Raw genomic sequence first — 26,203 nt, 5'->3', positions numbered from 1 at the left:
CGAAGCTACAGTTAGCAAAGTTAACTAAAATTCGAGGATATGGCATGAGTGCGACCCGGCTCCCCGGCACCCCACGTCTGTTGCGGGCGCTCAACGACCGCGCGGCGTTGGAGCTGTTGCTGGAGCAGGGGCCACTGACCCGGGCCCGGATCGGCGAGCTGACCGGCCTGTCCAAGGTCACCGCCTCCCAGCTGGTGGAACGGCTGGAGGAGCGTGGCCTGGTCACCCGAGTCGGTGAGCAGGCCGGCGGGCGCGGGCCGAACGCCCAGCTCTACGCCGTGCGGCCGGGCAGCGCGTACGTCGTCGGGGTGGATGTCGGCCCGGAGCGGGTGGTGGCCGCCTGCGCCGACATCACCGGCGCGGTGGTCGGCCGGGTCGAACAGTCCACCAAGGACACCGACGACCCGGTGGGCGTGGTGCACAACGCCGTGGTCCAGGCGGCCAGCAGCGCCGGGGCGCAGCTGTCGAGCGTACGCCGGATCGTGCTCGGTACCCCCGGTCTGGTCGACCCGGGCACCGGCGACATCACCTTCGCGTTCAACCTGCCCCGCTGGCACCGCGGCCTGCTCGCCGCGCTCCGCGACGACCTGGACACCCCGGTGGTGTTCGAGAACGACGTCAACCTGGCCGCGGTGGCCGAGGCGCAGTCCGGTGCGGCCCAGGGCATGTCGGACTTCGTGCTGGTCTGGATCGGTGCCGGCGTCGGTCTGGCGATCATGCTGGGTGGACGACTGCACCACGGCAGCAGCGGCGCGGCCGGCGAGATCGGCTACCTGCCGGTGCCCGGCGCGCCGATCCCGCGCGACGTCTCCCGCCGGGCCAAGCCGGCGTTCCAGCAGGTGTCCGGCGCGGACGCGATCCGCTCCCTGGCACGCGAGCACGGTTATCCCGACGGCGGCGCCGCCGAGGCGGTGCGGGCCGCGATCGCCGACGGCACGGCCGGCGGGCCGATGCTCGACGAGGTGGCCCGCCGCCTCGCCCTCGGCGTGGCGAGCACCTGTGTGGTGCTGGACCCGCCGCTGGTGGTCCTCGCCGGCGAGGTCGGCCAGGCCGGCGGAGTGGCGCTGGCCGAGCGGGTGCAACACGAGGTCGCCGCCATCACGCTGGTACGCCCCCGGGTGGAGCCCACCGGCCTGACCGAGGAACCCATCCTGCGCGGGGCGCTGCGTACCGCCCTGGACGCGGTCCGCGACGAGGTGTTCGGCTCCACGGTCGGCTGAGCTGCCCGCACCTGCGCCAGCCGCCGCCGTGTCCCGTCCGGCCTCGCCGCCGTCCATGTGAAGGAATTCTTCACCAGCGCCGAAAGGGCGGCAAGGCTTTGCCCGTGCCGGGTCAGCTCAGGTCGCGCCGCCGGAACAGGGCGAACGCCACGGCGGTGAGCCCGGCGGTGAGCAGCAGCAGGACGCCCAGCGCCGGCTGCCAGGTCAGCAGGTAGGTGCTGTCGCAGTAGCTGTAGTAGACGTCCGTGCAGCGGCTGTTGTCGTAGAAGCGGACCTGTTTGGCGATCCACGCGGCCACGTAACTGCTGAGCAGCAGTTGGTCCGGCCGGGCCACCTCCAGGATCTGCAGCACGATCCGTCCACCCAGCTCCCACACCACCAGGTACGCCACCACCGCGCCGAGCGCCGCCGCGGTGTGCCGGCCGATGGTGGCGAGGGCGAAGCCGACCGCCGTGCCGAGCAGCACCAGCCCGATGCCCCGCCCCCACAACTGGGCCAGGGCCGCCCAGAAGGCCGCGTCGGTGGGGCCGGGGTAGCCGGCGACGTGCGCGATGACCCAGAACGTGACCAGGTACGCCACCGAGGCGAGCACCGACAAGACCAGGACCGCCCCGAGCAGGGTGCCCAGCTTCGCACCGAGCACCGTCAGCCGACGGGGCCGCCACAACAGCAGGTTGACCACCCCGCCGGAGTTCAGGTCGGCGCCGATGTAGGAGGCGCCGACCAGAAAACCGAACATCAGCAGGAAGGCCACCAGGAAGAACAGCAGCGACTCGGCCTGCTGGGTGAAGGTGAACACCCCGGTCAGGTAGTCGGCGGTGACCGGCAGCCGGTCCCGCTGCGCCGGGTCCAGTTCGCTGCAGTCAGGCGGCAGGTAGAGGTTGCCCTCGTGGGCCCACGCCTCACCACGATCACGGGCCAGGCAACGGTCGTGCTCCCGCTCCATGTCGCGCCGCTCGGCGGTCGCCTGCTGCTGGGCCGTCGCCAGCTCGGCGCTGGTGGGCGTGTGTGATCCGGCCAGTGTGGTCGCCGCCGTCACCGCGAACGCCAACAGCAGCAGGAGCACCATCAGCTGCACGAACCGGCGGGCGGCCAGCCGCTGCGCCTCGGCACGGATCAGGTTCACGCGTCCACTCCCCGGATGTCGAGGTCGATCAGCTGTCCGGCGGCCGGGTCGTGCGGGGTCCCGTCGGCCTGGCGGGGGACCGTCGGATGTTGCCCGGCACCGGTCAACTCCAGGAAGACGCTCTCCAGATCCGGCCGCACCGGGGTCAGCTCGCGTACCCAGACACCCTGCTCGCCCAGCGTCCGGTTGACCAGGGCCGGGTCCGGTACGCCACCGACCACCAGATGGTCGGCGTGCGCGGTGACGGTCAGCTCGGCGGCCCGCAGCAGCTCCTCGGCCCGGGCCAGGTCGTCGGCGCGGACCAGACACTCGTTGCGGTCGAAACCGGCCAGCACCTCGTCCACCCGGCCGGCCGCCACCCGCCGGCCCCGCGAGATGATCGTGACGTGGTCGCAGATCAGCTGGATCTCGGCCAGGATGTGGCTGGACACCAGCACGGTCACCCCGTTCGCGGCCAGTGCCCGCACCAGATCCCGCATCTCCCGGATGCCCGCCGGGTCCAGCCCATTGGCCGGCTCGTCCAGGATCAGCAGCTCGGGCCGCTTGAGCAGGGCCGAGGCCACCGCCAGCCGTTGCTTCATGCCCAGCGAGTAACCCTTGACCCGCTCGTGGCCGCGATCGCCCAGACCGACCTGCTCCAGCACCTCGTCGACCCGGCTGACCGGTACGCCGCCGGCCACCGCGAGCAACCGCAGCGTGCGGTACGCGGTGAAGTTGCCGAAGAACTGCGGGCTCTCCACGATCGCCCCCACCCGACCGGCGACCTGTGGCAACCGCTCGGGCGCGCGGGCACCGAGCACGGTCATTCGTCCTTCGTCGGCGCCGACCAGCCCGAGCAGCGCCCGCAGCGTGGTCGTCTTGCCCGACCCGTTCGGCCCCAGGAACCCGTGCACCTGACCGGCCTCGACCAGCAGGTCGAAGCCGTCGACGGCGACCCGGCGCCCCCGACGCAGGCTACGGAACGTCTTACGCAGACCTTCGATCTCGATGACCCCGCTCATGCGGACGGTCCCCGACGACTGGGCATGGCCGGCCCTCCGGATGGGGTGAGCAATGACACGGCGCTCACCCTACGACCGCGCCGCCCGCCCATGGGGGCGGCATGGCGGTGCGTGGTTGGATGGGCGGGTGACTGGTGACCTGATCCCTGGCGCCGGTGGCGCCACACCCGCCCCCTCGCCCGTGGACGCGGATCTGGTGGTCAGCCTCGACGGCGTCGGGGTACGCCGGTCCGGCACCGCCCTGCTGCACGACGTCGACTGGCGGGTGGAACTGGACGAACGCTGGGTGGTGCTGGGCCCCAACGGCGCGGGCAAGACCACCCTGCTCAACCTCGCCGCCGGCCGGCTGCACCCGACCATCGGCACCGCGCACGTGCTGGGCGAGCGGATCGGCCGTACCGACCTGACCGAGCTGCGTACCCGCATCGGGTTGACCACGGCGGCGCTCGCCGAGCGGCTGCCGGCCGAGGAGAAGGTCGTCGACGTGGTGATGACCGCGGCCTGGTCGGTGGTCGGCCGCTGGCGGGAGGACTACGACCCGGCCGACGAGGCCCGCGCCCGCGCCCTGCTCGACCAACTCGGCGTCGGCTCGCTGGCCGACCGGACGTACGGCACCCTGTCGGAGGGGGAGCGCAAGCGGGTGCAGATCGCCCGCGCCCTGATGACCGACCCGGAGCTGCTGCTGCTCGACGAGCCGGCGGCCGGGCTCGACCTGGGTGGCCGGGAGGACCTGGTGGCCCGCCTGGCCGAGCTGGCGCGGGATCCGGACGCCCCGGCGCTGGTGCTGGTCACCCACCACGTGGAGGAGATCCCGCCCGGCTTCACCCACGCGCTGCTGCTGCGCGACGGCGCCGTCATGGCCCAGGGGCTGCTGGACGACACCCTCACCGCCGACAACCTCACCAAGACCTTCGGCCTGCCGCTGCTCGTCGAGCGCACCGGCAACCGCTTCACCGCCCGCGCCGCCTGAGGTGTAAGGAAGGGCCCCTGCTTAACGTCTCCGGTAGAGCAGGGGCCCCTTGTTAACAAGGCAGGAGGCTCCCGTGCGACAGACCCGAGTCGTCGTGGTGGGCAGCGCGAACATGGACCTGGTCGCCACCGCGCCGGCCCTGCCCCGCCCCGGAGAGACCACCCTCGGCACCGACTTCGTCACCGTGCCCGGTGGCAAGGGTGCCAACCAGGCCATCGCCGCCGCCCGGGCGGGCGCCGCCTGTGCCTTCCTCGGCGCGATCGGCTCCGACTCGTTCGGGGTGACCCTGCGGGCCCGGATCACCGCCGCCGGGGTGGACACCAGCCAGTTGCGCACCACCTACGGCGCCTCCGGGGTGGCCCTGGTCATGGTCAACGCCGAGGGGGAGAACGCGATCCTGGTGACCCCGGGCGCGAACGGCTCGCTGACCGCGCTCACCGAGAGCGAACTCGCCGCCGTACGCGATGCCGACGTGCTGATCGCGCAGCTGGAGATTCCGGTCGAGACGGTGACCGAGGCGGCGGTGGCGGCCCGGGCCGCCGGTACCCGGGTGGTGCTCAACGCGGCGCCGGCCGTCCCGTTGCCGCCCGAACTGCTGGCCGCGGTGGACCTGTTGGTGGTCAACGAGAACGAGGCGCAGGCGTACACCGGTCGGGGGCGGGACGACCCGTACGCCCTGCTCGACCTGGTGCCCCGGGCGGTGCTGACCCTCGGCGCGCAGGGTGCCTGGTACGGCGACCGGGACGGCACCGCCGTGCACGTGCCCGCCGTCAAGGTGGACACGGTCGACTCGACCGCCGCCGGGGACGCCTTCACCGGCGCGCTCGCGGTGGCCTGGGGTGAGGGCCGTGACCTGGTCGACGCGGTCCGCTGGGCGGCGGCGGCCGGTGCGGCCTGCGTACGCCGGCTCGGCGCGAGCGTGTCGCTGCCGCACCGCGTCGACATCGACCAGCTGTACGCCCCGGCGCCCTGATCCGCTCAGCCGCCCGGCGGTACGGCCGCCGGCCGGCCGCCGGTGCTGCTGCGGAACGCCCGCCGATAGGCGGACGGTGAGGTACGCATCGCCCGGGTGAAGTGGTGGCGGTAGGTCACCGGGGTGTCGAAGCCGACCGTCGTCGCGATCCGCGTAACGGGTGCGTCGGTCGTTTCGAGCAGCGCCAGGCTGGCCCGGATCCGCTGGTCGACCAGCCAACGGATCGGGCTGGTGCCGGTGGCCCGGGCGAAGTGCCGCAGGTAGGTGCGGGGCGACAGGTGCGCCTGCCGGGCCAGGCGGGCCACCGTCAGCGGTTCGGCCAGGTGCGCCAGCGCCCAGGCGAGACTGCCGGCGATCCGGTCGTCGTCCGGCCCCGCCGCCACCGGCGCCTCGATGAACTGCGCCTGTCCGCCGTCGCGATGCGGCGGGATCACCAGTCGGCGAGCCACCGCGTTGGCCACGGCGGCGCCGTGGTCGCGCCGGATCACGTGCACGCACAGGTCGAGGCCGGCCGCGCTGCCGGCGCTGGTCAGGATGTCCCCGTCGTCCAGGTAGAGCACGTCCGGATCCACCGTCACGGCGGGGTGTCGGCGGGCCAGTAGGTCGGCGTAGCGCCAGTGGGTGGTGGCCCGTCGACCGTCCAGCAGGCCGGCGCCGGCCAGCGCGAACGCCCCCGAGCAGATGGACATGATCCGGGCACCGGCCCGGTGCGCGCGACGCAGCGCCGCCACCAGTCGCGGCGACGGCGGCGCGGACACGTCGGACACCCCGGGCACGATCACCGTCCCGGCGCCGGCCAGCACGCCCAGGCCGTACGGGGTGTGCAGGTGGGCGCCGCCGATCAGCGGCAGCGGACCGGGCCGTTCGGCGCAGAGTCGCAGGTCGTACCAGGGCACGCCGAGTTCGGGGCGGGGCAGCCCGAACACCTCGGTGACGATGCCGGTTTCGAAGACCGACATCCCCGGGTACGCGAGCACGGCGACGGTGCGGTCGGCCGGGGCCATGGCGGGATATTAGCGTAGTACGTCCTCACCGCCACTCGTCCGCGTGACCGACGGCGACCAGGATCGGTGCCATGAGCCGAGTCTTCGCAGTTCCGGCCGCCGATCCGGCAACCGCCGCCGCACACTTCCTCGCCCGGTTGCGGTTCGCCACCGACGTGGCCGACGTGCATGCCGACCTCACCGTGGGGGTGCCCGACCTGGTCGTGGTGGACTCCCGGGGCGACGCCGCCTGGGCCCAGGGCCACCTGCCCGGCGCTCTGCACCTGCCCACCGCCGAGATCGCCGCGCGGGCCACCACGGCGGTGTCGACCGGCGTTCGGGTGGTCACCTACTGCTGGGGTCCGGGCTGCGACGGCGCCACCCGGGCCGCGCTGGAGTTCGCCCGGCTCGGCTATCCGGTCAAGGAGATGCGCGGTGGCTACGAGTACTGGGTCCGGGAAGGGCTGCCCGTGGTCACCGCGACCGGACTGTCCCAGCGGCCGGTGGACGAGCTGACCGCCCCCCGCCCGGCCGTCGGCTGCGACTGCTGATCTGGTACGACCAACTCGGCCTCAGCCGGCGTCGTCGGCGAGCTTCTCACCCCGCCGCCGCAGCATGCCCAGGCCGGGGATGCCGGCCACGGCGAGCTTGAGGTCCCGGGTGACGTCGAGCAGGTCGTGCAGGTCGGGGCCGACCCGGTCCAGGGTGGCCAGAATCGGCAGTACGTCGGCGGTGAGGTGCTCCCGCAGCTTCGGCAACTCGTCGACCAGCCGTACCGCCGCCGCCACCTCCTCGGGGCTGAGTTGCTCGATGAAGTGGGTGGCCATCGGTACGGCCCGCCGCAACGCCGGCTCGTACGCGGCCAGCAGTTCGGCGGCGGTGGCCGCCGTTTCGGCCGCCACGCCGACCGCCTCGGCTGCCCGGCCGGACACCGTCTCCGCCGTCGCCACCACGCTGGCTGCCGCGGCGGCGACCGTGGTGGCGTTGTCCACGGCGGCGGTGGCGGCGGCGCTGATCACCGCCACCTCGCGGACCGCGACGTCGGCGTCGGCGAGCAACTGGTCGGTCCGGTCGAGGGTCTGCTCGACCCGATCCACCACCCCGTTGATCCGGGCCAGCAGCGCCTCCACGCCGTCGAGGACCGCGAACGCGCGGGTGGGAATCGCGGCGAAGGACGCGGCCGAGTCGAGGGCGGAACGGGTGAGACCGACGACCGCGGTCGGCCGGGGAAGGGGGATCGCCATGGGCTCAAGTGTGCGTCGGGCGATCACCTCCTGCCGGCCGGGCGGTCACCAGTGTTCCCCCTGCTGCTCCACGGACCGCTGCACCGCCCGGTAGATCTGCCCGAAGCGCAGCGCGTCCGGGGTACGCAGCACCATGGCCTCCTGCCCGCGGTACTGCACCCACAGCTCGTGCACCCGGTTGCCGCGTTCGTACGAGCGGTCCAGCCAGCCGAGCGGAATCTCCAGGAACGGCACCAGCGCCAGCGGGATGATCACGCAGGCCGCGAGCACCACCAGCGCGGGGATCCAGTCGCCCCGGTCCTGGGCCGACCAGGCCAGCGAGAGTACGCAGACCAGCCCGACCAACGGCGGTAGCGACAACAGCAGCACCAGTACGCCCCGACCGAGCACCCGGCCCCGGACCGCCAGCGTGGTACGGCCCTTCTGGTGCCAGACGTAGGTGACTTCGGCGATCGGAATGACGTGTCCTCCGACCCGGATCGACTCCGAGGTCACCTGCACCGCGTCGTCCCGGTAATAGAGCGCCATCACTAAGCCTAACCACCTTCGGGCAACTGGTGGCTGTCAACTGGCTGCCCGATCGGCGGGTGGCGTTGTTAACAAGGGGCCCGTGTACCACCGCAGGCGTTAACGGGGTGCCCTTCCTTGCACCTGGGCTTCCATGGCGCGTTGGACGGCGCGGTAGATCTGGCCGAAGCGCAGGGCGTCCGGGGTGCGCAGCAGGCGTACCGGGTGGCCACGCCAGCGGATCCAGACCTCGCGTGGCCGGCTGCCCCGGGCGTACGAGCGGTCGAAGTACTCGAAGAGCTGGTCGGCGATCGGCCCGGCGGCCAGCCCGATCAGGATGGAGGTGCCGATGATGGCGACCGTGACGGTCGCCGAACCGTTGAGCCAGACGGCGAGCGCGATGCCGAGGACGGCGGCCACCAGCGGGCCGACCATCGCCGCGCCGAGCGCGCCCCGGCCGGCCAGCACCCGCCACGACCGGCTGCCCCGGTGGTGCCAGACCTCGCTGATCTCGGCCAGCGGATAGGCGTCGCCGTTGACGGTGACGGTGGTGGAGGTGACCTGGACGGACTTGTCGTCGTAGTACGTGACCATGGCGGGAACTCCGGGTCGCGGGACTGGCAGCCAGACTACGTGCCGCAGATGCCTGGTCGTAAGGTTGGCACGCGACTTCGACGAGGAAGTGAGGCTCAGCGTGGGCGAGTTCGTGCGGCTGGAGACCAAGGACGGCATCGGCACCATCCGGCTGGAGCGGCCACCGATGAACGCGCTCAACACGCAGGTGCAGGAGGAGTTGCGCGCCGCCGCCACGGCGGCCACCGCCGACGAGCAGGTCCACGCCGTCATCGTGTACGGCGGGGAGAAGGTCTTCGCCGCCGGCGCGGACATCAAGGAGATGGCCGACATGTCCTACGTGGACATGGCCGCTCGCGCCGCCGACCTGTCCAGCGCGCTCGGCGCGATCGCCCGGATCCCCAAGCCGGTGGTGGCCGCGATCACCGGCTACGCCCTCGGCGGCGGCTGTGAGCTGGCGCTGGCCTGTGACTGGCGGGTGGTGGCCGAGGACGCCAAGCTCGGCCAGCCCGAGATCAAGCTCGGCATCATCCCGGGTGCCGGGGGCACCCAGCGGCTGGCCCGGCTGGTCGGCCCGGCCCGGGCCAAGGATCTGATCATGTCCGGCCGGATGGTCGACGCGCAGGAGGCGCTGCGGATCGGCCTGGCCGACCGGATCGCCCCGGCCGCCGAGGTCTACGACACGGCGGTGGCGTTGGTGCGGCCGTACCTCAACGGGCCGGTGCAGGCGCTGCGCGCGGCGAAGCTGGCCGTCGACGGCGGCCTGGACATGGACCTGAACTCGGGCCTGGCCTGGGAGAGTCAACTCTTCGCGGCGTTGTTCGCCACCGACGACCGGCGCGAGGGAATGGTCGCCTTCGTGGAGAAGCGCAAGCCGGACTTCACCGGTCGATGAAGGCGGTTCACATTCTTCCTACCGGCCAGTAGCGTGTGACTCCGGTCAGGCGACGAGAAGGAGCGGCGATGACGGAGCGGATCGAAGGCCACGGCGGAGAACTCGCCCTCGCGGCACTGCGCGCGTACGGGGTGCGGGAGATGTTCACCCTCTCCGGCGGGCACGTCTTCCCGCTCTACGACGCCGCGCACAAGGCCGGTTTCCCGCTGTACGACGTGCGGCACGAGCAGTCCGCCGTGTTCGCCGCCGAGGCGGTGGCCAAGCTCCAGCGGCGCCCAGGTCTCGCCGTACTCACCGCCGGCCCCGGCGTGACCAACGGCATCTCCGGCCTGACCAGCGCGTACTTCAACGCCTCGCCGGTGCTGGTGCTGGGTGGGCGGGCACCGCAGTTCCGCTGGGGCTCCGGCAGCCTCCAGGAGATGGACCACCTGCCGCTGGTCGCCCCGGTCACCAAGCACGCCGAGACGGTGTTCAGCGCCGACGACATCCCCCGGGCCGTCGCCGCGGCGCTGACCACCGCCCTCACCCCGCACCGGGGCCCGGTCTTCCTCGACTTCCCCCTCGAAGCGATCTTCTCGGTGGGCGACGCCGACCCGCCGGCCGGTCCGGCCATCGCCCCGATCGAGGCCGACCCGGACGAGGTGGCCACCGCCGCCGGCCTGGTCGCCGGTGCGCAGCGGCCGGTCGTCATCGCCGGCTCCGACGTCTACGCCGGTGACGCCGTGGCCGCCCTGCGCGCTGCCGCCGAGGCCCTCGAAGTGCCGGTCTTCACCAACGGCATGGGCCGGGGCGCCCTGCCACCGGAGCACCCGCTGGCCTTCGCCAAGGCGCGTCGGGTGGCCCTCAGGAGCGCCGACGTGGTCGTGGTGGTGGGCACCCCGCTGGACTTCCGGCTCTCCTTCGGTGACTTCGGCGACGCCAAGGTGGTGCACATCGTCGACGCGCCGAGCCAGCGTGCCTCGCACGTGCAGCCCGCCGTCGCACCCGCCGGTGACCTGCGCGCCATCCTGTCGGCCCTCGCCGAGTACACCGGCGACCGGGTCGACCATGCCGACTGGGTGGCGCAACTGCGTACCGCCGAGGACGCCGCGAAGGCCCGTGACGCCGAGGAGATGGCCGCCGAGACGGATCCGATCCGACCGGCCCGCGTCTACGGCGAGCTGCGCAAGGTCCTCGCCCGGGACGCGATCACCATCGGCGACGGCGGTGACTTCGTCTCGTACGCCGGGCGCTACCTGGAGCCGGCCCAGCCGGGCACCTGGCTCGACCCGGGCCCGTACGGCTGCCTCGGCACCGGCATGGGCTACGCGATGGGCGCCCGGGTCACCCACCCCGACCGGCAGATCTGTGTGCTGATGGGCGACGGCGCGGCCGGTTTCTCGCTGATGGACGTGGAGTCCCTGGTCCGGCAGAAGTTGCCGGTGGTCATGGTGGTCGGCAACAACGGCATCTGGGGTCTGGAGAAGCACCCGATGCGGGCCATGTACGGCTACGACGTGGCCGCCGACCTCCAGCCCGAACTGCGCTACGACCAGGTGGTCGCGGCGCTCGGCGGGGCGGGCGAGACGGTGGCCAAGGCCGCCGACCTGGGTCCGGCCCTGCAGCGGGCCTTCGACGCCGGGGTGCCGTACCTGGTCAACGTGCTCACCGACCCGGCCGACGCGTACCCCCGCTCGTCCAACCTGGCCTGAGCCGGGGCGCAGCCGCCCCGAGCGTCACACCTCGGGGCGGGGTTCCTCGCGCGGCGGATCGCCCTCCCGGCGGCGCAGGTCGTCCTCGCGTTTGCGCAGGTCTTCCTCCCAGCGGCGGAAGAGTTCCTGGTCGTCCTTGCGCGAGCGCTCCTCGATCGCGCGGAGGAACTCGGGGTCGTCGTCCGGTGCGAGCGGCCGGGCCGGCCGGCGCTCGGCGGGTCGGGCTCCGCTCGCCCACGTCCCACCGCCGGCGGGCTTGCGCTGTCTGCCGGCGAGGAACCAGGCGATCGAACCGACCAGCGGGAAGAACAGGATGATCAGCACCCAGGCGATCCGCGGTAGGTGACGGACGTCGTCATCCTCGGCCGAGAGGCAACTGATCAGAGCGCAGACGGCGAGGACGACCTGCACGAGGAAGAAGAGGATGTACAGCCGGGCCATGTACCCATCATGGCCTACTCCCCGGCGGTGGTCACACCCCGTACACGACCAACAGGATGCCGATCAGGGCGAATCCGGCGCCGGAGAGCCCCACCGCAGCGAGCGTACGACCGCCGGTGCCGGGCACGCCGGTGCCGGTGGCCCGCCGCCAGCAGAGCGTGACCGTGGCACCCCAGCCGACGATGGTGAGCGCCGCCAGCAGCGCCCCGACCCGCCCGCCGGTGAACGCCAGCCGCACGGTCAGCATCGCCACCACGGTCACCGTCAGCGCGGTGCGCCGCCACGCCAACCGGGTCCGCTCGGGCTGCAACCCGGCATCGCGGACCGTGGTCATCCGTCCACCGCCCCGGCGAGCACCGCCACCACCAACAGCAGCGCGCCGAGACCGACCACGACGGCGAGTACGGCCGGAAAGCGGGACGCCGGTAGTTCCTCACCGAGCCGGATGGCCCGTTCGACGCGTGCCCAGTGGTCGATCGCCCGGACCGCCACCGCGCCGCCGAGCAGCAGCAACGCCACGGAGATCGCCTCGCGCAGGTGCCGCAGCGACATGGTGGGCAGGAACTGTGCGGCGGCCAGACCACCGGCGACCAGCGCCAACCCGGTACGCAACCAGGCCAGGAAGGTGCGTTCGTTGGCCAGCGAGAAGCGGTAGTCGGGGGTGGCGCCCACCGACCGCAGCTCCTGCGGGTCGAACCAGTTCCTGATCCTTTGCCACACGGTGGTGATTATCCGGTTCGAACTGGGCATAGCCTGGAAACATGACGGATCTTGACGCGACCACGTTGCGCGCGGCGTACGACGCCCAGCTGCGGCCGGGCCTGCCCGACCCGGTGCCGGACGGCGCGCGGGTGGAGCAGGACGGTCCGTTGTTCCGGGTGCTGGGCCTCGACCGGGGTGGCCTGGTGACCTATCGCGACCTCGGTGGACTGGGCGGCGCCGAACTCGACGCGCTGATCGCCCGCCAGGTGGCGGTGTTCCAGGAGCGTGCCGAGCCGGTGGAGTGGAAACTGCACGGTCACGACGAACCGGCGGACCTGCCGCAGCGCCTGCGCGCGGCCGGCTTCGTACCGGAGGACGAGGAGAGCGTCGTGGTCGGCCCGGTCGCACCGCTGGCCTCCGCGCTGCCGGTGGTGCCCGAGGGCGTACGCCTGCGGGAGGTCACCAGTCGCGCGGACCTGGACCGGATCGCGGCACTGGAGACGCTGCTGTGGGGGCGTGACCTGAGTGGCCTCGCCGACGGGCTGGAACGGGAGGTCGCCGCCGATCCGCAGGCGATCACCGTCGTGGTGGCCGAGGCCGGTGAGTCGGTGGTCAGCGCGGGCTGGGTCCGCTACCCCACGGGCAGTACCTTCGCCACCCTGTGGGGCGGGTCGACCGATCCGCAGTGGCGGCGACAGGGCATCTACCGGGCGCTGGTCACCTACCGGGCCCGGCTTGCCGGCCAACGCGACCGGACGCTGTTGCAGGTCGACGCCAGCGACGAGAGTCGTCCACTGCTGGGGCGCCTCGGCCTCGTCCCGGTCACCACCACCACGCCCTACGTCTACACTCCGTGATCATGGTGCAGCGGCTGACGGACGAGGAGATGTTCACCCTCAAGACGGGGGCCTTCGGCGCGGTCTTCATGGTCTCGAACGCCGACCCGGGAGTGCTCGCGTTGTTCCGGGAGAGCTTTGCCGCCTCCGGGGCGATGGCCGACGCCAGTGGAGTGGTCAAGGCGGCGCTGAGCAGCGGCCCGCTGCCGAAGCTGCCCCGTGACTCGGCGCTGGAGGTCGAGTCGGTGGTGTTGCCCGCGCTGCGCGAGGCGATCCGGATCCTGACCGAGAAGGCACCGGAGGATCTGCCGGTCTACCGCTCGGTGGTGCTGGCCGCCGCGGATCGTACGGCGCGGGCCCACAACGGGATCAGTCCGGCCGAGGCCCAGGTCATCGAACGGATCGCCGACGCATTGGGGCAACCGGCGGCCTGAGCGCAGCGGTGGGCTGAGCGCGCCGGCTCGGCGGCGGTCGCGAGTGCCGGCAGAATGCCGGTGAGCCGAGTCACCCGGAGCGGCTCCGAACGAGTAAGCTACTGGCAGGTAACATTGCGTCGTGGGCAACCGCACAGCGCCTCATGGTTGACCTAACGTTGACTAAGGAGCGAGGCTGCGCCCCAGAGCAGCGCAAGTGATCACACCACCACAGCAGGAGGGTCGTCGAAGCGCGATGAACATCGTCGTACTCGTCAAGCAGGTGCCCGACTCGGGCGCGGACCGCAACCTGCGCACTGACGACAACACAGTCGACCGCGGTTCGGCGAACAACGTCATCAACGAGATGGACGAGTACGCCATCGAAGAGGCGTTGAAGATCAAGGAAGCGCACGGCGGCGAGGTGACCATCCTGACCATGGGTCCGGACCGGGCCACCGAGTCGATCCGCAAGGCGCTGTCGATGGGCCCGGACAAGGCGGTGCACGTGGTGGACGACGCCCTGCACGGGTCGTGCGCCGTGGCCACCTCCAAGGTGCTCGCCGCCGCGCTCGGTCAGCTCGGCGCCGACCTGGTGCTCTGCGGCTCCGAGTCGACCGACGGTCGGGTCCAGGTGATGCCGCACATGCTCGCCGAGCGGCTCGGCATCGCGGCGCTGACCGGCGCCCGCAAGCTCACCGTCGACGGTGCCACGCTGACCGTGGAGCGGCAGACCGAGGAGGGCTACGAGGTCATCACCGCCGCGACGCCGGCCATCGTGTCGGTGTGGGACACCATCAACGAGCCGCGCTACCCGTCCTTCAAGGGCATCATGGCCGCGAAGAAGAAGCCGGTGCAGACGCTGTCGCTGGCCGACCTGGGCGTGGCCGCGGGCGAGGTGGGCTTCGCCGGGGCGACCAGCACCGTGCTGGAGCACAGCAAGCGTCCGCCGCGTTCGGGTGGCGTCAAGGTCACCGATGAGGGCTCCGGCGGCGCGCAGCTCGTCGAGTTCCTCGCCACCGAGAAGTTCGTGTGAGGGGTGTGGGACATGTCTGAGGTTCTCGTCGTCGTCGACGCCACCCGCGAGTTCGGCGTCAAGAAGGTCACCCTGGAGATGCTCACCCTGGCCCGCGAGCTGGGCACCCCGTCGGCGGTGGTGCTCGGTGGCGCCGGTGCCGCCGAGGCGCTCTCCGCCAAGCTGGGCGAGTACGGCGCGGAGAAGATCTACGCCGCCGAGGGTGACGAGATCGACGGCCACCTGGTGGCCCCGAAGGCCACCGTGGTCGCCGACCTGGTCAAGCGGGTACAGCCGGCCGCCGTCCTGCTCGCCTCCTCGCAGGAGGGCAAGGAGATCGCCGCCCGGCTGGCGGTCAAACTGGACAACGGCATCCTGACCGACGTGGTCGCCCTGGCCGCCGACGGCACCGCCACCCAGGTCGCCTTCGCCGGCTCGGCCATCGTCAAGTCCAAGGTGACCCGGGGCCTGCCGCTGGTCACCGTCCGGCCGAACTCGGTCAATCCGACCCCGGCCGCCGTCACCCCGGCCGTCGAGCAGTTGACCGTCAGCCTGACCGACACCGACAAGCTGGCCAAGGTGGTCGACCGGGTGGCCGAGCAGAAGGGCTCCCGCCCCGAGCTCACCGAGGCCGGCGTGGTCGTCTCCGGTGGCCGTGGAGTCGGCAACGCCGACAACTTCAAGCTGGTCGAGGAGTTGGCCGACCTGCTCGGCGGTGCCGTCGGCGCGTCCCGCGCGGCGGTCGACTCCGGCTTCTACCCGCACCAGTTCCAGGTCGGGCAGACCGGTAAGACCGTCTCCCCCCAGCTGTACGTCGCGCTCGGCATCTCCGGCGCGATCCAGCACCGGGCCGGCATGCAGACCTCGAAGACCATCGTCGCGGTCAACAAGGACGGCGAAGCGCCGATCTTCGAGCTGGCCGACTTCGGCGTGGTGGGCGACCTGTTCAAGGTGGTTCCGCAGGCCGCCGAGGAGATCCGCAAGCGCAAGTGAGGCGTACCCACGACAGCCGCCGTCCGATGCCGGGCGGCGGCTGTCGTCGTGTCTGCGGAAAAGGGAGCTGATCGGCGGGCCGGGGAGCTGAACCGGCCCGCCGATCAGCCCGTCAGGCGCCCGCTTCCGGCGGGCCGCCGCCGGAATGGGCCGTCTGTCGTCCTGCCGGGCAGAGACGTCACTGATGAGTATGGCAAGTCCGTGCCGGTCGCGCCGTACCATCCCCCGTCCCATCACCACTCCAGCCTGCGGGCCGGCCGGAACAGGTCGTTAGGCTGAGTCGTGATGGCTTACCTGGATCATGCCGCGACCACCCCGGTGCTCGACGAGGCACTCGAGGCGTACGTCGCGACCGCCCGCGAGGTCGGCAACGCGTCTTCACTGCACGCGTCCGGCCGCCGTGCCCGGCGCCGGGTGGAGGAGTCACGGGAACGGGTGGCCGCCGCACTGGGTGCCCGGCCGTCCGAGGTCATCTTCACCGGTGGCGGTACGGAGAGCGACAACCTCGCGGTCAAGGGCATCTTCTGGGCTCGGCGGGACGCCGATCCCCAGCGGACCCGGGTCGTCTCCAGCGCCATCGAGCACCACGCCGTACTCGACGGGGTGGACTGGCTGGGCCGGCACGAGAACGCCGAGGTGGGCTGGCTGCCCGTCGACGAGGTCGGCCGGCTGCACCCCGACGCGCTCCGCGCCGAGCTGGCCGAACACGGCGAGCGGGTGGCGCTGATCACCGCCATGTGGGCGAACAACGAGGTCGGCACCGTGCAGCGGATCGCCGAACTGGCCGCCGTGGCCGTGGAGTACGCGGTGCCGTTCCACACCGACGCCATCCAGGCGGTCGGCCAGGTGCCGGTCGACTTCGCCGCCAGTGGCGTCGCCGCACTCACCGTGACCGGGCACAAGCTCGGCGGCCCGGTCGGGGTGGGCGCGCTGGTGCTGGCCCGCGACGTGGCCGCCGTACCGCTGCTGCACGGCGGCGGACAGGAACGCGACGTACGCTCGGGCACCCTGGACGCCGCCGGCATCGTCGCGTTCGCGGTCGCCGTCGAGGCCGCGGTCAAGGGCCAGCAGGAGTACGCGGCCCGGGTGGCGGCGCTCCGCGACGACCTGGTGCGGCGGGTCCGGCAGGCGGTGCCCGAGGTCGTCTACAACGGCGACCCGGACGATCGGCTGCCCGGTAACGCGCACTTCTCCTTCCCCGGCTGCGAGGGTGACGCCCTGCTGCTCCTGCTGGACGCCCAGGGCATCTACTGCTCGACCGGTTCGGCCTGCTCGGCCGGGGTGGCCCAGCCCTCGCACGTGCTGCTGGCGATGGGCGCCGACGACGACCGGGCCCGCTCGTCGCTGCGCTTCTCCCTCGGCCACACCAGCACCTCCGACGACGTGGACGCGGTGATCGCCGCTCTCCCCGGCGCCGTCGAACGCGCCCGCCGCGCCGCCCAACGCACCCCCCGCTGACCGCGAAGGAAGGGCACCTTGTTAACGCCTCCGGTAGAGGCGGGGCCCCCTGTTAACACCGGCACCCGTTCAACACCGACACCCGGAGCGTCGGCGGGCCAGGCGGGGTGCCGGTGGGCGAGGGTGATGCCGGCAAGCCGGGCGGTGTGCCGGCTGGGTCGGTTCGGCCACGGCGAAACGCATGGCGGTGGCGCCGCCGCGGCTGGTGCCGGCCGCGCGACCGAGTGCCGATGAGCGCGACGGTGCGGGATAGTCTCGACGGGAAGGGAGCGTGGTCCGGGTGAGGGTGTTGGCGGCGATGTCCGGTGGCGTGGATTCCGCCGTGGCGGCGGCGCGGGCGGTGCAGGCCGGTCACGACGTCACCGGCGTACACCTGGCGCTGGCCCGCAACCCGCAGACCTATCGCACCGGGGCGCGGGGCTGCTGCACCCTGGAGGATTCCCGCGACGCCCGGCGCGCGGCCGACGTGCTCGGCATCCCGTTCTACGTCTGGGACATGGCCGACCGCTTCCACGCCGACGTGGTGGACGACTTCGTCGCCGAGTACGCGGCCGGGCGTACCCCCAATCCCTGCCTGCGCTGCAACGAGAAGATCAAGTTCGCCGCGGTGCTGGACCGCGCGGTGGCCCTCGGGTTCGACGCGGTGGTCACCGGTCATCACGCCCGGCTCGGTTCGGACGGCCTGCTGCGCCGCAGCGTCGACGCGGCCAAGGACCAGTCGTACGTGCTGGCGGTGCTCACCCGCGAGCAGTTGGACCGGTCCGTCTTCCCGCTCGGCGACTCGACCAAGGCCGAGGTACGCCAGGAGGCCGCCGCCCGGGGCCTGGCGGTGGCCGACAAGCCGGACTCGCACGACATCTGCTTCATCGCCGACGGTGACACCCGGGGCTTCCTCGCCCAGCGGCTCGGCGAGACGCCCGGCGACGTGGTCGACGCGACCACCGGCGCGGTGGTCGGCCAGCACGCCGGGGCGTACGCGTACACCGTCGGGCAGCGACGTGGCCTGCACCTGGACCGGCCCGCCCCGGACGGCCGGCCCCGATATGTGCTCTCCATCACACCGAAGACCAACACGGTGACCGTCGGCCCGGCCGAGGCGCTGGAGGTGTCCACCGTCCGGGCCACCCGCCCGGTCTGGACCGGCGGCCCACGTCCGGACCAGCCGATCGAGTGCGAGGTGCAGCTACGGGCGCACGGCGTCGTGGTGCCCGCCGCCGTCACCGTCGACGGCGACCAGTTGCACGCCGACCTGCGCCGCCCGGTACGGGGTGTGGCGGCCGGCCAGGCGATCGTCGCCTACCGCCCCGACCCGGCCGGCGACATCGTCCTCGGCTCCGCCACCATCACCGACTGACCACCCGCGCCTGCGGGTGCTGCGGGTGCCACAGGTGGACCACGCCGACGGGTAGGGTTCTGCCGTGAGTGATCGGGAATGGCCGTGGCCGGCGGGCGCGGCGACCGGAATCGGTTCGCTGCCCGGCACCGACATCGCCGAGGCGCAGCGGGTGGTGCTCGGCGAGTTGCCCGCCCTGCCGCACCTGCCCGAGCTGCCGGCCCGTGGACCGGGTGCCGACCTGATCGGTCGTACCGCCGGCCTGCTCGTCGAGTTGCCGGTGGAGTTGTACGCCGCCCGTTGGCAGGTCGCGCCACGGCCCGGCAGGGATCTGCGCCGGGCTCGTGACCTGATGGAACGGGACCTCGACCAGCTCGCCGAGCAGGCCGAGGAGTACGCCGGCACGATCAAGGTCCAGGCGGCCGGTCCACTCACCCTCGCGGCCTCGCTGGAGTTGCCGATCGGTGGCCGGATGCTGCGCGACCCCGGCGCCGTACGTGATCTGGCCGCCTCGCTCGCCGACGGGCTGCGTGGCCACGTCGAGGCGGTGGCCCGTCGGGTGCCCCGGTCCCGCGTACTGCTCCAACTGGACGAACCCTCGCTGCCGGCGGTGTTGGCCGGTCGGGTGCCGACCGAGAGCGGGTTGGGCACCTACCGGGCCGTGGAGTCGGACGTGGCCGGGGTGCTGCTGCGCGGCGTGATCGAGGCGGCGGGGGTACCGACCGTGGTGCACTGCTGCGCGGCGGACGTACCGCTGGACCTGATCCGGTTCGCCGGTGCGGTCGGGGTGGCGTTGGACCTGGACCGGGTGACCGACCTGGATCCGCTGGGCGAGGCGCTGGATGCCGGGCTCGGGCTGCTGGCCGGGGCCGCGCCGACGACGCCAGCGGCCGGTCGTGCGCCGACGTCAGCTCAGGTCGCCGACCGGGTACGCGGGCTCTGGGACCGGCTCGGCTTCCCGCGGCGCCAACTCGCCGAGCAGGTGGTGGTCACCCCCGCCTGCGGGTTGGCCGGCGCCAGTCCGGCGTACGCCCGGGCGGTCCTGACCGCCTGCCGTGACGCCGGCCGTCGGATCGTCGAGGAGTGAGGTTTCCTGTCGCACCTGGTGGGCAGGATGGCCGGCATGATTGGACGGTTGCGTTCCACGGTCATCGACTGCCCTGATCCGCGGGCCCTGGCGGGCTTCTACGCCGAGCTGCTCGGCCTGCCGCTGGTCGAGGAGAGTTCCGACGGCAACGACTGGGTGGTGCTCGGTGGCCCGCCCGGCCACCAGCCACGGCTCGCCTTCCAGCGGGCGGTGGACCTGCGCCCGCCGGCCTGGCCCGATCCGGAGCGGCCCCAGCAGCTCCATCTGGACGTGACCGTCGACGACATCGAGACGGCCGAGCAGGCGGCGCTGGCCCTGGGCGCTCGGCGACTGCCGGGCGAGGGCGAGGGTTTCCGGGTCTACGCCGATCCGGTCGGACATCCCTTCTGTCTCTGCTGGGACTGACCGCCGGCCTGCTGGGACTGACCGCCGCCTGCTGGGCTGACCGCCGACGCGGGGGAGGCCCGGTCGGTCGATCGGGTGTTGGGCGCTCTTGCCGGCGCCGGGCATCATCGCCTTCATGATCATCCCTGTGCACCGGCGAGCTGCCGGTTCGCTCTTCGGGCTCGCCTTCGGTGACGCCCTGGGCAAGCCCACCGAGTTCCTCAGCGTCGCCGAGATCGACCGTCGGTACGGGCCGGCCGGCCCTCGGGAACTGGTCGGCGATCCGGCACTGGTCACCGACGACACCCAGATGGCGCTGGCGGTGGCCTGGGCGCTGCACGACGCACCGGAACACACGGCGGAGGCGGTGCAGCCGCTGCTCCGCGCACGCTTCCTGGCCTGGGCGGCCAGCCCGGACAACAACCGGGCACCCGGGATGACCTGTCTGCGGGCGTGCGCCGAGCTGTCCCGGGGACTGCCGTGGCAGCAGGCCACGGTGGCCAACTCGAAGGGCTGCGGGGCCAACATGCGGGTCACCCCCGTCGGGCTGCTCGACGTCGACCTGGACACCCTCGCCGGGCTGGCCCAGCTCCAGGCCGGCCTCACCCACGGTCACCCGACCGGTCTGGCCGCCAGCGAGCTGACCGCGTACGCCGTCTGGCTGCTGCGCGCCGGCACCCCCCTGCCCGAGCTGCCCGGTCTGCTCACCGAGCGGGTGAACGAGCAACGCCGGGTCTACCGCACCGAGTGGCTCGGCGACCTGTGGCAGCGTGCCGACGCCACCACCCCCGAGGCGTACGTCGCGGTCGGTTGGGACGAGTGCGGCCGGGCGCTGCGCCGGCTCGACGCGGCACTGTCCGCGCCGGATGACGGCGGCGACCCGGGTCGGCTCACGGGTGAGGGCTGGGCCGCCGAGGAGGCCCTGGCGACGGCCCTCTACTGCGCCGTACGGCATGCCGACGACCCGGTCGGCGCGCTCGCCCGGGGCGCCCGTACGGCCGGTGACTCCGACTCGATCGCCGCCCTCGCCGGAGCGTTCGTCGGCGCGGCCCAGGGCATGGCCGCCTGGCCCGCCGAGTGGGTCGAGCGGATCGAGTACGCCGACCAGCTCGCCGCCCTGTCGGCGGGGCTCGACTGACCGGTCGGGTTGGTCGCTGCCCTGGTCGGCCGGCTTGTCTGACCCGGGGACTACGGTGCGGAGGTAGCACGATCACAGGAGGTCCGGTGGCCGGAGGCGGCAGCGTGTCCGAAGAAGCGAGCACCCAGCAGCTCAGCGCGGCGCAGGAGGCGGCGGCGGGTGCCGAGCCGAGCCCGCAGGCGCGGGAACGCCACGCCATCCTGAGCCAGGAGCTGACCGAGCATCAGTACCGCTACTACGTGCTCGACGCGCCGACCATCGCCGACGCCGAGTTCGACCGGCAACTGCGTGAGCTGGAGGCACTGGAGGAGGAGTTCCCGGCGCTGCGTACGCCGGACTCGCCGACCCAGCGGGTCGGCGGCACCTTCTCCACCGACTTCACCCCGGTCGCCCACGCCGAGCGGATGATGTCGCTGGACAATGCCTTCGCCGACGAGGAGTTGGCCGCCTGGGCGGAGCGGGTCGAGCGGGACGCCGGTGGGCCGGTGCCCTACCTGTGCGAGCTGAAGGTCGACGGGCTGGCGATCAACCTGACCTACCAGGACGGGCGGCTGATCCGGGCGGCGACCCGGGGCGACGGGCGCACCGGCGAGGACGTCACCGCCAACGTGCGCAGCATCCGGGACGTGCCGGGTCGGCTGACCGACTCGGCCGAGTACGGTCCGGTTCCCGAGTTCATCGAGGTGCGGGGCGAGATCTACTTTCCGGTCGCGGCCTTCGCCGACCTCAACGCCGGCCTGGTCGAGCAGGGCAAGGCGCCGTTCGCGAATCCACGTAACGCCGCCGCCGGCAGCCTGCGGCAGAAGGATCCCCGGATCACCGCCTCCCGACCGCTGCGCCTGGTGGTGCACGGCATCGGTGCCCGAGGTGGCTTCCAGCCGGGCACCCAGTCCGAGTCGTACTCGGCGCTGCGGGCCTGGGGCCTGCCGACCAGTGACCGCTGGCGGGTGGTGCCGGGCCTGGCCGGGGTCCGCGACTACATCGCCCACTACGCCGCGCACCGGCACGACGTCGAGCACGAGATCGACGGTGTGGTGGTGAAGGTGGACCCGGTGCCCATCCAGGGCCGGCTCGGCTCGACCAGCCGGGCACCCCGCTGGGCGATCGCCTTCAAGTACCCGCCCGAGGAGGTCAACACCAAGCTGCTCGACATCGAGGTCGAGGTCGGCCGCACCGGGCGGGTCACGCCCCGGGCCCTGCTCGAACCGGTCAAGGTGGCCGGCTCCACGGTGGCGTACGCGACCCTGCACAACGCCCGTGAGGTCGAACGCAAGGGGGTGCTGATCGGCGACACGGTGGTGATCCGCAAGGCCGGCGACGTGATTCCCGAGGTGCTCGGTCCGGTGGTCGATCTGCGCCCGCCGGACGCCCGGCCGTTCGTCATGCCCACCACCTGCCCGGCCTGCGGCACTCCACTGGCCCCGGCCAAGGAGGGCGACGTCGACATCCGGTGCCCGAATTCGCGCAGTTGCCCCGCGCAACTGCGTGAGCGGGTGTTCCACCTGGCCGGGCGTGGCGCGTTCGACATCGAGGCGCTCGGCTACAAGAGCGGTGCCGCGCTGCTCGACTCGCAGATCATCACCGACGAGGGGGACCTGTTCTCGCTCGATGCCGAGCAGCTGGCCCGTTCGCCGTTCTTCGTCAACAAGGACGGCACCCTCGGCAGCAACGCGACCAAGCTGCTCGACAACCTTGCCGTGGCCAAGGAGCGTGATCTGTGGCGGGTGCTGGTGGCGCTCTCCATCCGGCACGTCGGGCCGACCGCCGCGCAGGCGCTGGCCCGGCACTTCCGTTCGATCGAGGCGATCGACGGCGCCAGCGAGGAGGAGCTTTCCTCCGTCGACGGGGTCGGGCCGACCATCGCCGCCAGCATTCGTGAGTGGTTCGCGGTCGACTGGCACCGCGAGGTGGTGCGCAAGTGGGCCGAGGCGGGCGTACGGATGGCCGAGGAGGCGGTGGCGGAGGGCCCCCGTCCGCTGGAGGGCCTCACCGTGGTGGTCACCGGCACGCTCAGCGGGTTCTCCCGCGACCAGGCCGCCGAGGCGATCCAGTCGCGTGGCGGCAAGGTCAGCGGCTCGGTGTCGAAGAAGACCGGCTTCGTCGTCGTCGGTGACAACCCGGGCTCCAAGGCGGACAAGGCGGCCACCCTCAAGGTCCCGATCCTCGACGAGGAGGGCTTCCGGGTGCTGCTCGACGCGGGTGCCGACGCGGCCCGCGAGGTGGCCCGCGTCGAGGAGTGAGCCCACCTATGCCGATCTTGTGGGCACTCGTCCGGATACCAACTTAATTACGACTACGACCGATTCGTGACTGTCGCGTCGGGAAATCAGGCACCAGGGGCGTTTCATAGGGGCACGGCGCGTGACGGCACGCGCCGGGTCTCGTACCGGGAGGTGTGATGGAGCCGCCCGACCCACGCAACCTGGTCCCGCCCGGACGGGCGGCGCAGTTCACCGCTTTCGTCGGCGGCGTGCTCGCGGTGGCCGTGCTGGTCTCCGCCAGCGCGCTGGTGTCGCTGGGCACGACGCTGCCCGAACTGCCGGTGGCGTTCTGGACGATGGCGGTGCTCGCGGTCGCCTGCGACGCGCGCCCGTTCGTTCCGCCCGGCCGGCGACAGTCCTCGGCGGTCTACCCGTCGAGCTGCTTCACCTTCGCGATCCTGCTCGGTTGGGGACTCGGTCCGGCGGTCGCCGTGCAGGCGGTCGCCGTGCTGGTGTCCGGCGTCCGGACCCGCCACGCCCCGTGGCGTACGGCCTTCAACGCGGCCCAGTACGCGTGCTCCCTGGCCGCCGCGTACGCGATCAGCCGGCTGGGGCCCGGCGCCGTCTTCGACGGCGGGCCACTGACCTGGTCGGACGTCGCGGCGATCGGCGGCGCCGGGGTGGCCTGGTTCGTGGTCAACTATGGCCTGGTCACCGCCGCCGTCCGGTTGCGTTTCGGCGAGCGGTGGTGGCCGAACGCCTGGCGTGGACTGCCGTTCGAGTTGCTCTCCACCGGCTCCCTGCTGCTGCTCGCACCGATCCTCGTCACCGCGGCCCGAGCCAGCGCGGCCCTGGTCCCGCTGGTGCTGGTGCCGCTTTTCGCCGTGTACCGGATGGCCCGGCTCACCGTCGAGCAGCACCAACTCGCCGCGCTCGATCCGCTCACCGGGCTGCCCAACCGCAAGGCCCTGCTGGCCGAGGTCAACGAGCAGGTGCACCGGCACGCCGAGCGGGCCGCGCGCGGTGCGCCGGAGGCCCACCTCGCCCTGCTGCTGATCGACCTGGACCGCTTCAAGAACGTCAACGACGCGCTCGGCCATGCCGTCGGTGACCGGCTGCTGGTGGAGGTCAGCGGCCGGCTGACCGATGTGGTCGCGCCGCCTGACCTGGTCGCCCGGCTCGGCGGCGACGAGTTCGCCATCGTGATGACCGGCCTGACCGAGGTCGGGCAGGCCCGTGCCTTCGCCGACCAGGTGGTGCGGGTGCTGGCCGAACCGGTACCGCTGGACGGGCTGCCGCTGGACGTCGGTGGCTCCATCGGCATCGCCCTGTATCCCGACCACGGCGAGGACTTCGCCACCCTGATGCGGCACGCCGACGTGGCGATGTACGACGCCAAGCACCGCAACGACACCGTCGCCGTCTACACCGCCGAGTCCGATCACAACTCCGCCGAGCGGCTGGGGCTGCTGGCCGACCTGCGCCGAGTGCTGGAGCTGGGTTCGACGGGGCAGTCGGACGGCTCGGAGGCGACGGCCGCGTCCGCCGTACGGGGTGGGGACGGCGCGACGCTGCTCGCCGTACCGTCGATGCACGAGCGTTCCGCCCACCGGTGGTGGAGCCGACGCCGACGCCGGCTGCCGATCGCGGCCCACGACGACGAGCTGATCAACCGGATCGTCACCGCCGCGGATCCGATCCTGCGCCGGGAGACCCCGTCCGCCCGCCCGGCTGGCGACGACGAACTGTGGGCCCGACCGCCGCGCCCCGACGGCCAGCCCGTTCCCGCGCCGACCAACCACCAGGCGGCTCCGGCGCCGACCGGCGGCCGGTCCGACTCGTCGCCGGCCAACGGCCAGTCCGATCGTGCGCCGACCGACGGCCAGTCCGATAGTCCGCCGACCGATGGCCAGTCCGATCGTGCGCCGACCGGCGGCCAGTCCGATCGTGCGTCGGACGAGGGCCAGCCCGGCCCGGCGTCCGACGGCGGTCCGGCGGACGTGCCGACGGCGGGCGGCGCAGTGTCGAAGGCCGACACCGAACGGGCCGCCGAACGCGCTACCGAACGGGCCGTCGAACCGGCCGCCGACGCGGGCGAGATCATGTTCTACTACCAACCGCAGATCGAGATCGCCACCGGCGAGGTGGTCGGCGTGGAGGCCCTGCTGCGGTGGCGACACCCCCGGCGGGGAATGGTCGACCCGGAGGAACTGATCCGGGTCGCCGAGCAGAGCGCGGTGATGCGGCTGCTCACCCGTCGAGTCGTCGACGACGTGGTCGAACAGCTCGCGAAGTGGTCGGCGGCGGGCCTGGGCCTGCGGGCGGCGCTCAACGTCAGCGTGCGGGACCTGCACACCGGCGAGATCGCCGATCAGATCGCCGACCGGTTGGCCCGTTACGGGGTGGCCCCACAGCGGCTGCAACTGGAGATCACCGAAGGTGCGTTGATGGCGGACCCCCGTCGGGTGCTGGCCACCATCACCCGGCTGCACCGGATCGGGGTGGGCATCGCGCTGGACGACTTCGGGACCGGCTACTCGTCGCTGCAACACCTGCGCCGGCTGCCGCTGTCCGAGGTGAAGGTGGACCGGTCCTTCGTCCTGGGCATGGCCGAGGACGGTGACGACGCGGCGATCGTACGGTCGACCATCGAGCTGGCCAAGGCGCTGGGGTTGCGGGTGGTGGCCGAGGGCGTGGAGGACGAGCGGACCTGGCGGATGCTGCACACGGCCGGCTGCGACGCCGCCCAGGGCTGGTTCTACGCCCGGCCGATGCCGGCTGAGGAACTGGTCTCCTGGCTGGCCCGCTACCGCCCGGTGCGCCCGCTCGCCGGTCACGACGAGGCAGCGCCGCCACGCCGGCACGCCCGCTGACCCGGCGCGCCGACGCCACCGTCCAGTGACCGGGCGGAGCCGATCCGGGCCGGCTCCCCGGGCCGGCGAACCGGTGCCCGGGGAGCCGCCAGTGGTCGGCCGGGCGCGGAACAATAGACTCGCTGCGGTCACCGCGGGTCGCGTCG

26 protein-coding genes are annotated in these 26,203 nt (G+C 72.6%); 17 read left to right on the top strand and 9 right to left on the bottom strand.

Annotated elements, in window-relative coordinates; all coding sequences use genetic code 11:
- Positions 1–44: 44 nt before the first annotated feature.
- The gene (locus E0H26_RS19395) at positions 45–1,220 is read left to right on the top strand and encodes an ROK family transcriptional regulator (RefSeq protein ID WP_131305543.1); all 1,176 of its coding nucleotides are present in this window, start codon (positions 45–47) and stop codon (positions 1,218–1,220) included.
- 112 nt (positions 1,221–1,332) lie between these two features.
- Here E0H26_RS19395 and E0H26_RS19390 read toward each other — a convergent pair whose 3' ends face one another.
- Positions 1,333–2,346 (bottom strand): ABC transporter permease subunit, encoded by a 1,014-nt coding sequence (locus E0H26_RS19390; RefSeq protein WP_131305541.1) that lies wholly within the window; start codon positions 2,344–2,346, stop codon positions 1,333–1,335.
- Positions 2,343–3,347, bottom strand: a complete 1,005-nt coding sequence (locus E0H26_RS19385; RefSeq protein WP_131305539.1) for an ABC transporter ATP-binding protein — start codon at positions 3,345–3,347, stop codon at positions 2,343–2,345. Before E0H26_RS19385 ends, E0H26_RS19390 begins: the two co-directional genes overlap by 4 nt.
- A gap of 52 nt (positions 3,348–3,399) precedes the next feature.
- Between E0H26_RS19385 and E0H26_RS19380 the strand changes: the two genes are divergently transcribed.
- On the top strand, positions 3,400–4,317 hold the full coding sequence (locus E0H26_RS19380) for an ABC transporter ATP-binding protein (protein WP_206025236.1): 918 nt from the start codon (positions 3,400–3,402) through the stop codon (positions 4,315–4,317).
- A 73-nt stretch (positions 4,318–4,390) separates the two neighbouring features.
- Entirely contained in the window at positions 4,391–5,290 is a 900-nt protein-coding gene (locus E0H26_RS19375; protein ID WP_131305535.1) for a ribokinase, read from the top strand.
- Between the two features lie 5 nt (positions 5,291–5,295).
- Here E0H26_RS19375 and E0H26_RS19370 read toward each other — a convergent pair whose 3' ends face one another.
- The gene (locus tag E0H26_RS19370; protein ID WP_131305533.1) at positions 5,296–6,294 is read right to left on the bottom strand and encodes a helix-turn-helix domain-containing protein; all 999 of its coding nucleotides are present in this window, start codon (positions 6,292–6,294) and stop codon (positions 5,296–5,298) included.
- A 71-nt stretch (positions 6,295–6,365) separates the two neighbouring features.
- On the opposite strand from E0H26_RS19370, the gene E0H26_RS19365 reads away from it, so the two are divergent.
- Positions 6,366–6,824 (top strand): rhodanese-like domain-containing protein, encoded by a 459-nt coding sequence (locus E0H26_RS19365; RefSeq protein ID WP_206025234.1) that lies wholly within the window; start codon positions 6,366–6,368, stop codon positions 6,822–6,824.
- 21 nt (positions 6,825–6,845) lie between these two features.
- Here E0H26_RS19365 and E0H26_RS19360 read toward each other — a convergent pair whose 3' ends face one another.
- From E0H26_RS19360 to E0H26_RS19350, 3 genes are all read right to left on the bottom strand, one after another.
- Positions 6,846–7,517 carry a hypothetical protein gene (locus E0H26_RS19360; RefSeq protein ID WP_131305530.1) on the bottom strand — a complete coding sequence of 224 codons (672 nt, stop codon included), beginning with the start codon at positions 7,515–7,517 and terminating at the stop codon, positions 6,846–6,848.
- Between the two features lie 45 nt (positions 7,518–7,562).
- A complete protein-coding gene (locus E0H26_RS19355; RefSeq protein ID WP_131305528.1) occupies positions 7,563–8,045 on the bottom strand; it encodes a DUF6232 family protein in 483 nt (160 codons plus the stop codon).
- A gap of 99 nt (positions 8,046–8,144) precedes the next feature.
- Entirely contained in the window at positions 8,145–8,618 is a 474-nt protein-coding gene (locus tag E0H26_RS19350) for a DUF6232 family protein (protein WP_131305526.1), read from the bottom strand.
- A gap of 100 nt (positions 8,619–8,718) precedes the next feature.
- Here E0H26_RS19350 and E0H26_RS19345 point away from each other — a divergent pair, with 100 nt between their 5' ends.
- Together E0H26_RS19345 and E0H26_RS19340 are read left to right on the top strand one after the other, a co-directional pair.
- Positions 8,719–9,492, top strand: coding sequence for an enoyl-CoA hydratase-related protein (locus E0H26_RS19345; protein WP_131305524.1), 774 nt, complete (start codon positions 8,719–8,721; stop codon positions 9,490–9,492).
- 68 nt (positions 9,493–9,560) lie between these two features.
- Positions 9,561–11,183: an acetolactate synthase gene (locus tag E0H26_RS19340; protein ID WP_131305522.1), complete on the top strand. Its 1,623-nt coding sequence runs from the start codon at positions 9,561–9,563 to the stop codon at positions 11,181–11,183.
- A 24-nt stretch (positions 11,184–11,207) separates the two neighbouring features.
- Here the strand turns inward: E0H26_RS19340 and E0H26_RS19335 are convergent, their stop codons facing one another.
- Genes E0H26_RS19335 through E0H26_RS19325 form a run of 3 tightly spaced genes read right to left on the bottom strand, consistent with a single transcriptional unit; the run spans position 11,208 to position 12,344 of the window.
- A complete protein-coding gene (locus E0H26_RS19335; protein WP_131305520.1) occupies positions 11,208–11,624 on the bottom strand; it encodes a PLD nuclease N-terminal domain-containing protein in 417 nt (138 codons plus the stop codon).
- Between the two features lie 31 nt (positions 11,625–11,655).
- Complete coding sequence (locus E0H26_RS19330; RefSeq protein ID WP_131305518.1) at positions 11,656–11,958, bottom strand: DUF202 domain-containing protein; 303 nt, start codon at positions 11,956–11,958, stop codon at positions 11,656–11,658.
- The gene (locus tag E0H26_RS19325) at positions 11,955–12,344 is read right to left on the bottom strand and encodes a YidH family protein (protein ID WP_131305516.1); all 390 of its coding nucleotides are present in this window, start codon (positions 12,342–12,344) and stop codon (positions 11,955–11,957) included. Before E0H26_RS19325 ends, E0H26_RS19330 begins: the two co-directional genes overlap by 4 nt.
- A 41-nt stretch (positions 12,345–12,385) precedes the next feature.
- Here E0H26_RS19325 and E0H26_RS19320 point away from each other — a divergent pair, with 41 nt between their 5' ends.
- From E0H26_RS19320 to E0H26_RS19270, 11 genes are all read left to right on the top strand, one after another.
- Positions 12,386–13,183, top strand: coding sequence for a GNAT family N-acetyltransferase (locus tag E0H26_RS19320; protein ID WP_131305514.1), 798 nt, complete (start codon positions 12,386–12,388; stop codon positions 13,181–13,183).
- Positions 13,180–13,596, top strand: a complete 417-nt coding sequence (locus tag E0H26_RS19315; protein ID WP_206025232.1) for a hypothetical protein — start codon at positions 13,180–13,182, stop codon at positions 13,594–13,596. Before E0H26_RS19320 ends, E0H26_RS19315 begins: the two co-directional genes overlap by 4 nt.
- A 235-nt stretch (positions 13,597–13,831) precedes the next feature.
- Positions 13,832–14,611 (top strand): electron transfer flavoprotein subunit beta/FixA family protein, encoded by a 780-nt coding sequence (locus E0H26_RS19310; RefSeq protein ID WP_131305654.1) that lies wholly within the window; start codon positions 13,832–13,834, stop codon positions 14,609–14,611.
- A gap of 12 nt (positions 14,612–14,623) precedes the next feature.
- Positions 14,624–15,583, top strand: a complete 960-nt coding sequence (locus E0H26_RS19305; RefSeq protein WP_131305510.1) for an electron transfer flavoprotein subunit alpha/FixB family protein — start codon at positions 14,624–14,626, stop codon at positions 15,581–15,583.
- A 285-nt stretch (positions 15,584–15,868) separates the two neighbouring features.
- On the top strand, positions 15,869–17,041 hold the full coding sequence (locus tag E0H26_RS19300; protein ID WP_131305508.1) for a cysteine desulfurase family protein: 1,173 nt from the start codon (positions 15,869–15,871) through the stop codon (positions 17,039–17,041).
- 280 nt (positions 17,042–17,321) lie between these two features.
- Complete coding sequence (mnmA, locus tag E0H26_RS19295; RefSeq protein ID WP_131305506.1) at positions 17,322–18,395, top strand: tRNA 2-thiouridine(34) synthase MnmA; 1,074 nt, start codon at positions 17,322–17,324, stop codon at positions 18,393–18,395.
- Positions 18,396–18,459: 64 nt separating this feature from the next.
- On the top strand, positions 18,460–19,461 hold the full coding sequence (locus tag E0H26_RS19290) for a uroporphyrinogen decarboxylase/cobalamine-independent methonine synthase family protein (RefSeq protein WP_131305504.1): 1,002 nt from the start codon (positions 18,460–18,462) through the stop codon (positions 19,459–19,461).
- A gap of 36 nt (positions 19,462–19,497) precedes the next feature.
- Positions 19,498–19,866 carry a VOC family protein gene (locus tag E0H26_RS19285; protein WP_206025230.1) on the top strand — a complete coding sequence of 123 codons (369 nt, stop codon included), beginning with the start codon at positions 19,498–19,500 and terminating at the stop codon, positions 19,864–19,866.
- Between the two features lie 115 nt (positions 19,867–19,981).
- Positions 19,982–20,983: an ADP-ribosylglycohydrolase family protein gene (locus tag E0H26_RS19280; RefSeq protein WP_131305500.1), complete on the top strand. Its 1,002-nt coding sequence runs from the start codon at positions 19,982–19,984 to the stop codon at positions 20,981–20,983.
- Positions 20,984–21,087: 104 nt separating this feature from the next.
- Entirely contained in the window at positions 21,088–23,223 is a 2,136-nt protein-coding gene (ligA, locus tag E0H26_RS19275; RefSeq protein WP_131305498.1) for an NAD-dependent DNA ligase LigA, read from the top strand.
- Positions 23,224–23,381: 158 nt separating this feature from the next.
- Positions 23,382–26,057, top strand: a complete 2,676-nt coding sequence (locus tag E0H26_RS19270; protein ID WP_131305496.1) for an EAL domain-containing protein — start codon at positions 23,382–23,384, stop codon at positions 26,055–26,057.
- The last annotated feature ends 146 nt before the right edge of the window (positions 26,058–26,203 follow it).

This window comes from Micromonospora zingiberis (assembly GCF_004331455.1).
In the GTDB taxonomy this organism is placed as follows: domain Bacteria; phylum Actinomycetota; class Actinomycetes; order Mycobacteriales; family Micromonosporaceae; genus Micromonospora; species Micromonospora zingiberis.
The sequence above is the reverse complement of the archived record's forward strand: the minus strand, read 5'-3'. Positions and strand labels throughout refer to the sequence as shown.

What these genes read in the sequence shown, in the direction of transcription:
- E0H26_RS19395 (WP_131305543.1), top strand. Translation starts at nt 45, where the DNA reads ATGAGTGCGACCCGGCTCCCCGGCACCCCACGTCTGTTGCGGGCGCTC.
- E0H26_RS19385 (WP_131305539.1), bottom strand. Translation starts at nt 3,347, where the DNA reads ATGAGCGGGGTCATCGAGATCGAAGGTCTGCGTAAGACGTTCCGTAGC.
- E0H26_RS19380 (WP_206025236.1), top strand. Translation starts at nt 3,400, where the DNA reads ATGACACGGCGCTCACCCTACGACCGCGCCGCCCGCCCATGGGGGCGG.
- E0H26_RS19370 (WP_131305533.1), bottom strand. Translation starts at nt 6,294, where the DNA reads ATGGCCCCGGCCGACCGCACCGTCGCCGTGCTCGCGTACCCGGGGATG.
- E0H26_RS19365 (WP_206025234.1), top strand. Translation starts at nt 6,366, where the DNA reads ATGAGCCGAGTCTTCGCAGTTCCGGCCGCCGATCCGGCAACCGCCGCC.
- E0H26_RS19360 (WP_131305530.1), bottom strand. Translation starts at nt 7,517, where the DNA reads ATGGCGATCCCCCTTCCCCGGCCGACCGCGGTCGTCGGTCTCACCCGT.
- E0H26_RS19355 (WP_131305528.1), bottom strand. Translation starts at nt 8,045, where the DNA reads ATGGCGCTCTATTACCGGGACGACGCGGTGCAGGTGACCTCGGAGTCG.
- E0H26_RS19350 (WP_131305526.1), bottom strand. Translation starts at nt 8,618, where the DNA reads ATGGTCACGTACTACGACGACAAGTCCGTCCAGGTCACCTCCACCACC.
- E0H26_RS19340 (WP_131305522.1), top strand. Translation starts at nt 9,561, where the DNA reads ATGACGGAGCGGATCGAAGGCCACGGCGGAGAACTCGCCCTCGCGGCA.
- E0H26_RS19335 (WP_131305520.1), bottom strand. Translation starts at nt 11,624, where the DNA reads ATGGCCCGGCTGTACATCCTCTTCTTCCTCGTGCAGGTCGTCCTCGCC.
- E0H26_RS19330 (WP_131305518.1), bottom strand. Translation starts at nt 11,958, where the DNA reads ATGACCACGGTCCGCGATGCCGGGTTGCAGCCCGAGCGGACCCGGTTG.
- E0H26_RS19320 (WP_131305514.1), top strand. Translation starts at nt 12,386, where the DNA reads ATGACGGATCTTGACGCGACCACGTTGCGCGCGGCGTACGACGCCCAG.
- E0H26_RS19310 (WP_131305654.1), top strand. Translation starts at nt 13,832, where the DNA reads ATGAACATCGTCGTACTCGTCAAGCAGGTGCCCGACTCGGGCGCGGAC.
- E0H26_RS19305 (WP_131305510.1), top strand. Translation starts at nt 14,624, where the DNA reads ATGTCTGAGGTTCTCGTCGTCGTCGACGCCACCCGCGAGTTCGGCGTC.
- E0H26_RS19300 (WP_131305508.1), top strand. Translation starts at nt 15,869, where the DNA reads ATGGCTTACCTGGATCATGCCGCGACCACCCCGGTGCTCGACGAGGCA.
- E0H26_RS19285 (WP_206025230.1), top strand. Translation starts at nt 19,498, where the DNA reads ATGATTGGACGGTTGCGTTCCACGGTCATCGACTGCCCTGATCCGCGG.
- E0H26_RS19280 (WP_131305500.1), top strand. Translation starts at nt 19,982, where the DNA reads ATGATCATCCCTGTGCACCGGCGAGCTGCCGGTTCGCTCTTCGGGCTC.
- E0H26_RS19270 (WP_131305496.1), top strand. Translation starts at nt 23,382, where the DNA reads ATGGAGCCGCCCGACCCACGCAACCTGGTCCCGCCCGGACGGGCGGCG.